The 7,026-nt window shown below is 33.2% G+C and carries 6 protein-coding genes; 1 reads left to right on the top strand and 5 read right to left on the bottom strand.

Features of this window, described 5'->3' with window-relative positions:
• The 5 genes from Q0409_RS00855 to hmd all read right to left on the bottom strand — a co-directional run.
• Positions 1-728: Nif3-like dinuclear metal center hexameric protein (locus Q0409_RS00855; protein ID WP_298534064.1), on the bottom strand; the 728-nt coding region annotated here is incomplete at its 3' end.
• Positions 729-787: 59 nt separating this feature from the next.
• Positions 788-1,648: an SAM-dependent methyltransferase HcgC family protein gene (locus Q0409_RS00850; RefSeq protein ID WP_298534062.1), complete on the bottom strand. Its 861-nt coding sequence runs from the start codon at positions 1,646-1,648 to the stop codon at positions 788-790.
• A 23-nt stretch (positions 1,649-1,671) separates the two neighbouring features.
• Entirely contained in the window at positions 1,672-2,154 is a 483-nt protein-coding gene (locus Q0409_RS00845; protein ID WP_296869874.1) for a DUF3236 domain-containing protein, read from the bottom strand.
• A 66-nt stretch (positions 2,155-2,220) separates the two neighbouring features.
• Positions 2,221-3,222 carry a 5,10-methenyltetrahydromethanopterin hydrogenase cofactor biosynthesis protein HmdB gene (gene hmdB, locus Q0409_RS00840; protein WP_298534061.1) on the bottom strand — a complete coding sequence of 334 codons (1,002 nt, stop codon included), beginning with the start codon at positions 3,220-3,222 and terminating at the stop codon, positions 2,221-2,223.
• Positions 3,223-3,819: 597 nt separating this feature from the next.
• Positions 3,820-4,836 carry a 5,10-methenyltetrahydromethanopterin hydrogenase gene (gene hmd / locus Q0409_RS00835; protein ID WP_296869869.1) on the bottom strand — a complete coding sequence of 339 codons (1,017 nt, stop codon included), beginning with the start codon at positions 4,834-4,836 and terminating at the stop codon, positions 3,820-3,822.
• 563 nt (positions 4,837-5,399) lie between these two features.
• On the opposite strand from hmd, the gene hmdC reads away from it, so the two are divergent.
• A complete protein-coding gene (hmdC, locus tag Q0409_RS00830; RefSeq protein ID WP_298534059.1) occupies positions 5,400-6,908 on the top strand; it encodes a 5,10-methenyltetrahydromethanopterin hydrogenase cofactor biosynthesis protein HmdC in 1,509 nt (502 codons plus the stop codon).
• The last annotated feature ends 118 nt before the right edge of the window (positions 6,909-7,026 follow it).

Genomic DNA, 7,026 nt, shown 5'->3' with positions numbered 1-7,026 from the left:
TAGAAATCCGCAGAGATATATTTCCATGGAACTCCTGTGTCTATCATTTCTACAGGAACATCAATCTCATGATTGTTCTTTAGCATTTGTGTTAAGGCAAACAATCCTGGAAGTTCTATTATATGATGTGACACATCAATTAGGGTGACTCCTAATTTTTTAGCTAAAATTGCATTTGAATGGTTTAAGTCTCCAGATACGAATGCATCAACAGACCTATCCTTTGCCAATTTAATAAACTCCTTATTGCTTAAGCCGAATCCAGAGACAATAGCTATCTTTCTAAGCATCTTATCGAAATCCCCATCATTAACCAAGCGGACATTTTCAGGACCGAACTTATAGCAGACCAATGCTAAAAACTGGTCCAATGTCTTTGTTGAAGAGCAAATTCTGCCGATACCAGTCTGCTTATGGAAAATGGACATTGGCTTTAAACCTAAATAATAAGCCAAAGCATCATTTGAACCTCCATTAATGATATCCCAATTCGAATGGACAACATATGTTGGAGTCTTTGGCATGAACAAAGGAGGATGATGTGAAATAACCAGTTCACCTTCCTCAAATTTCAAATCATCTTCAGGCAATAAATCCATCAAAACATTAATATTCTTAATATCTAAATTTTCATAATTTTTACTGAAATATCCTATGTTGTCATTTTTCAATGCATATTTACGAGGAACCAATTCATCTATAACATTAAAAATATCATTTGCAAACACAATACCACCTAACTAATATCCCTAAAAATTCTTAAAAATAAAACTATAAATAAAACTCATTACCACCTAACTAATATCTCTGAATAAATCTCATCAATAAACTCATTAATTATGCCATCACAGCCAAATGGCTGGATTGTTGAAACCTTTAGGACTGGTGATTCTATCAATCTAAAGAATTTCTCCAAATCCTTTTCCTTGAATATGATCTCTTCATAAAATGTCATTTCAGATGCACAATAAAGAACTCCATCTCTAGCCAATATACTATTCATGGATTGCCTTAAAACATCTATTGCTAAAGTCATTGTTCCAGATGTTTTTGTATTCAATCCTTTGGTTTTAAGAACATACTTATTATAGGAATTAACCATATTTGCCCTATCATATATGTTATTCTTGTCCTTAAGCAAAGCATCATTCTCTTCAGCTATAGGATCCTCAATCAGGAATACCTTTGTAAAAATGGCTTCAGACTGGTTTTCGTTTATTCCTCCCAAGCCAGTGGTGTCTATGACAACATCAGCATTTTTAATCAATCCCAAGTCTGAAGAGAACTTTATATTCTTGAAATTCTCTTTGAATATGTCTTCTTTAGTCTCATCCCCAACAGTAAGGGGATTTCCTAATTCTGAATCTATCAATCCTTCCAAATGAGGATAAATATCCACAATAGTTATGTCCTTGAAATTATTAAATGACAAATATTTTGCAATGGCTATTCCTGTAAAATAGGTTCCAATGATTACAATAGAGCTTTCCTTATCGATAGTTCCATCATCATTTAGACTATTGAATAAGCTTAATGCAGCATTTGCTTTCTTTTGCAAAATGAGATTGAAAATGTCAATCAATCTGACATTTGATTTGACTGTAAAAACCTCTGAACTTATTCCAGTATCATAATCATTATTGCTCATTAAACCATCTCAAGAATCTAAAATCAAATATCCTCATCACATTCAAAGCCAACTTTCTTTAATGCCTCCAATGTTTCCTTATAGACTGTCTCTTCTAAAGACTGCTTGTGAATTACATGTGATGGAGATGACGCTGCAGTGAGAATTCTGGACTTGTTGTCCATAAAAACCATAAGTGAGCCAGAACCAGGAATCCCTAAACGGCCTCTGGCAATTACTAAATCAGCATCTGATTGATCCACTGCAATCATGGCTTTTGCAATTGCAGGCATGCGACTGAAATCAGCGTAATTGGTATTGACTTGCAAATATTCTGCAGATGGGATATCGAATCTATTAAGAACTTCATTGATTACTTCCACTTTTATCCCATTCTTATTGGGAACTACAATCTTAGCACCACGAATATAATCTTGAATAGCTCTAATCTCTTCAATAGTATCTCCTTTACGAGTGCCTTCATAAGATTGGATGGATGCTTTTCTAATGCTTTCTTCAAATGCCATTTTACCACCGAAAATAAAAAAAAGAAAAAATTTCGTGAATGGAATTAACCTCTTTTGATGATGAATCTAAGCATGAAGCTGAACTTCAAGGCCTAAGTCTTCAACAACTGAAATCACTTCATGCAAATTGCCATAATCAGGGTTTCCTACTCCCTTAACCACTAAAGGATAATCCTCAGGAATGACAGTTGCCAAGTTGTTTGCACCTGCAAGCAAAGGAAGCTCAACATTCTTAGGACCAATGGTTGGTGTTGGAACAGTGATTCTAATGCGAGGATACATGATTCTTGTAATGGCTATTGTCTTCAATTGCTCTTCAATTGAACAAGGAGGATGATTTTCCATTGGAGTGTCAACATAAGGATTGAATCCCATAATAGGAATCTCTTCCAAGCTGTCAAAAGTTCCTAAGAACAATAAATGGTCAACCCTATCTTCATAAGACTCTCCAAGACCAATCAATAATCCAGAAGATAATCCAATGCCCGCATCAGAAACCATCTGACAAATATTAATACGATCAGATAATTTTTCACCAGGCTTTACAAAATTGAAAACATCTTCATTGATTGTTTCTAAATTGCAACAAACGGTATCAGCATTGCATTTCTTCAACTCGCCAACAGCCTCTTGAGTTAAGTCAGCACCGACATTAACTAAGATCTCTAATGAAGTTTCTCCTTTTACAATTCTTGCAGCATTGACTGCCTGCTTGCCTTTATAACCATGTCCTCCAGAGCAGCTTATTCTAGGAATGCCTGATTTCTCAACGCATTTAGCTGCCTCACGTATTTCCTCATCGGATTTATAGAATGCATCATAATATCCGATTGAAGAAGTCTTTGCAGCAAAGCCACAGTATTTGCATCTTGGTTGAACTTGACATTTATTTGTAAGATGAATAGTTGATGTCAATTTGATTACATCAGAACATTCATTACGAATTTCACAAGCGACATCACACAATCTCTTTAAATTCTCTTCATCATCTATTTCAAATAATTGGATTAATTCATTTCTACTTAATTTTTCTCTATTTTTAGCTTTTTCTAAGATAGATTCTATCAAGTTAACACCTTACACTTATGAATAAACAAATAATTATTTAATAATAATAATTAGATTAACATTTCACAAATTCCAATTCAATAAGCTTTATAAACATTAATCTGCTTGCATTAAAATAATTAAAATATTAATCTAATTACATTAAACAGAAAAATAAAAAATTTTAAAACTTATGAATAAATTATAACAGAATCATCTTATTTTTTAATAGAATTATTAAAATGATAATAAATTTTGAATTATTTTCTTAAAATTCTAAAAATTATGATAATAAATAAATAATAATATATACAAATATTTATTCATTAGATAATTCGTTATTATTTTCCATGAGTTTTCTAGAATTTAAATAATAACCTATTATTTAATGCAGCTAAAGAATTAAATTAATAGCATTAATCCCAAAATTCACAAAAAAGATTAATGACTATTAAATTTAATTTCTTTAGTTTTTGGTAGCTAAAATTTCTCTAAAGAGCAATTTCAACTATTATAACTTGTAAAGTTATAATTCTTATTTTAATCTATTTCAAGACTAAATAATTATTTAATATTTTAGACCAAACTACTTTTTTTAATCTTTTAGACCCTATTTACTTATTTGGATCTTTTTTCTAAAGATTCTAAGATAGTAGGTACAATTTCAGATAATGGACCGAAGTTCATGGAGTCAGCGGTACCTAATAATGCACCAGGGTTTAATGCATCATCCATTTTGTCAATACCTTCATCAGCCATTAATTTGGTTACGTTAGTTAATGCTTCGTTAGCCATCATTTGTGCAAATCCTGCTGGTGCACCTAAGATTTGGGTTACAGTGTCTCTGTAAGATAAAAGACCAGCGTAGGTAATTGCAGTTACTGCGGAACACATGTCACATACAGGACCTACCATGTTTGCAGGTAAGGTGAATGCGGATCCTCTTGCTTTGGTACCTAAGTCTTTTAAGGTTTCAATAGATGCAGCGTCAGCAAATCCTTCTGCAATGTAAACTTGACCTTTCATTTCAGGTACTGCACCTGGGTGGTAGGAAGCTACATTTACGTTTTTACCTAAGTCTTCGAAGATTTTGTTTAAGCTAGGAGTTGGAATGGTACATGCGTGGGTTACAATAGCACCGTCTTTAATTACATCAGCGAATTTTTCGATGATTGCAGGTTGCATACCTCCTTCTGGTAACCAGGTCATGATCCAGTCAGCGTCAGCTACTGCTTCACGGTCATCAGTGGTACATTTCATACCTAAGTCTTCTGGGTGAGTGAAGTGAATAGCTCCACCAGCTGGTTTAGGTACAGTTTCAGCTAATTCTCCTACTTTTGCTCTGATTGCAGGCATTACATCTTCAGGAGTTCCTGCTTTGTGTGCTGCGATTACTTCTGCATAATCGAAGTCTTCTACTACAGTGAATTCACCGTCAAATACTGGGTCTGCTACAACAACTTCGTCTACACCTGCTAATTCTAAAAGTTCAGCACCCATTTCAATAGTAGAGTGGGTCATAGAAATGTTTTCTTTACCAGTTGCTTCTGCTACTTCACAAGCTCTAGAGAAATTTGTAATTCCACTAGCTGCGTGAGTTCTGTAACAGCCAGCACCTAAAATTGCTACTTTCATTTTTAATATCTCCTTTATATTTTACCACTTTGTCAAAATATTTCAATTTGATAATTGTATCACTAATTCTAATAATGGGATAAACTTTCTCTTTTAGTGAAAATATATGAAATCATGGTAAAACATGATTATAATCTTTTAAAGTTCATAAACACCATTTTAAAGCACTTAATTAGAAGCCAAAACATAATAGAATTCTTGACATAATTAAGTGAGTAATACTTAAAAGAATTTTTCAATGTTTTAGTAATACTAATTAACAAAGTAGTAATAATAATTATATTGTAATACATATTTAAAATTATTTATTACTCTTTGTGCCATATGAAACTAAAAGTAATACTTCGAAAATTTTTTTGGAAAAAAGCTAAAAAGAGTTGAAAAATAACAAAATTTTTATATTATAGAAAAATTAAATAAAAAAATAGAATTAGTAATAAAATTATATAAAAAAGTATTACTTTTTTATGGATTTTCCATATTTTGATAATACTTTAAAAAAATTTGAATAAATTGCAACACTTATTTGAAAATTACTAAAAGACTCAAAATTGAGGGAAAAAATGTACGAACTTATTAAGGAATCAATTAATAGTGATGAAAGTGCTTTGGAATTGGCAAAAACTGAAAAAGATGTAGGATCTGTTGTAGATGCAATATCCGAATTGAGCTTGGAAGAAACCATGAAACTCGGAACTCGTTTTAAAAAGTTCCCAATAGGATGTGACTTGACTGAAGTGGTTGTTGGAACCTGTGCATCAGATCTGGAAAAGATGGAATTGTTTGGTAACTGCATGCTTGCCAACATGATAGGGGCACCAATACACATTTGTGCATACGCATTTTCAGACATTGCAGAAAAGTATGGGCAAAGAGGTGTTGAGATAATGGAAGAAGTCTATAACATTACTGACGTTCCATTAGATCTTGACCATTTCGGAAAATACGGTGCAATGAGATTCCCTAAGCATATTGTAGGATGTGGAGGGGACTGCTATAACAAAGGCCCAAGCTTTACCGAATGCCCAAGAGGAAGGATACATGAAAGATTGATTGATAAGGAAAAGGCTGAACTTGAAGATAAGGAAAAATGGGTTCAATTATCATCTTCTGTTGCAATCAACTTAAGCAGTGAACAATGCAATGATGGACATGCTGCACCTCTTGAAGAGGCTGAAGATTTGGCAAACCTTGCAAAAAAATATGGGAAAGGACTGGAAGCAATCATGTTTGTCGGTGACGGATACGATGAATTGATTACTGGATTTAGTAAAGCAATAGAAATGGGAGTGGATGTCTTTGTAATCGAAGGAGGACCATTCAACAGATGTGAAAACACAAATGAAAGCTTTGCAAAGGCAATAGCTATGAGCAGAATATTATGTCCTGGAAAAGTGGTTGCAACCAATGGAGCTTATGAAAGTGAATGCAGGGCAGGACTTAGATCTGGATTGAATGTAATCATCACCGGTTTTCCTAAAAATCACCATGGATACATGTGCGGTTTTGAACCAGGAACTGCAAGAAGAGGCAAATTTGGTCTTCCAAGAGTGATAAAAATCATGAATGAGGAGATTCAAGGCGGACCAACAAGAGTGCCAGTTCAAAGAGAAGAATTGCTAGCGCTTACCCATGCAGTTAAACTAGCAGGGCCAGAAAACATTTATCCAAGAACAATTGGTTCATTTGCAATTGGAGATGCACACTGGGCAACAATACAAAACTCCAAGATGTATAAAGAGATGAATTTACCAAAAACATTAGATGAAATTGCAAATAGTATAAATGGAAACACCGTTTCACTCCATGGAGGAAGATTCGTTTCTTGGCTCGTTGCAAAGGAATTGGATAAGCGAGGAATAGATGAAATCATCATAACTGACAGCAATCCATGGATTGAAAGAGTCACTGTAAATAACTTGCAGGAAGAATTGAATGCTTCAGTCCATATAGGACATTGCAATGATAGGGATTCCGGATATATTGCAAAAGAATCCATTATCACTACAACAATTCCTAAAATACATAATGCAATTAAAGAAAAAATACCACATGCTATAAACATAATTTAGGATGCAAACCAATAAAACAAAAAGTATAAAAAAGTGTGAAAAAATCAATCGTAATACAAATTTATAAAAAATTATTAAATAAGTAATACTTTTTTAGAAAAAAGTAATAAAGTTTTTA

The sequence above is a fragment of the uncultured Methanobrevibacter sp. genome, from assembly GCF_937898925.1.
GTDB lineage: Archaea > Methanobacteriota > Methanobacteria > Methanobacteriales > Methanobacteriaceae > Methanobrevibacter.
This window is presented reverse-complemented; position numbering and strand designations above follow the sequence as displayed.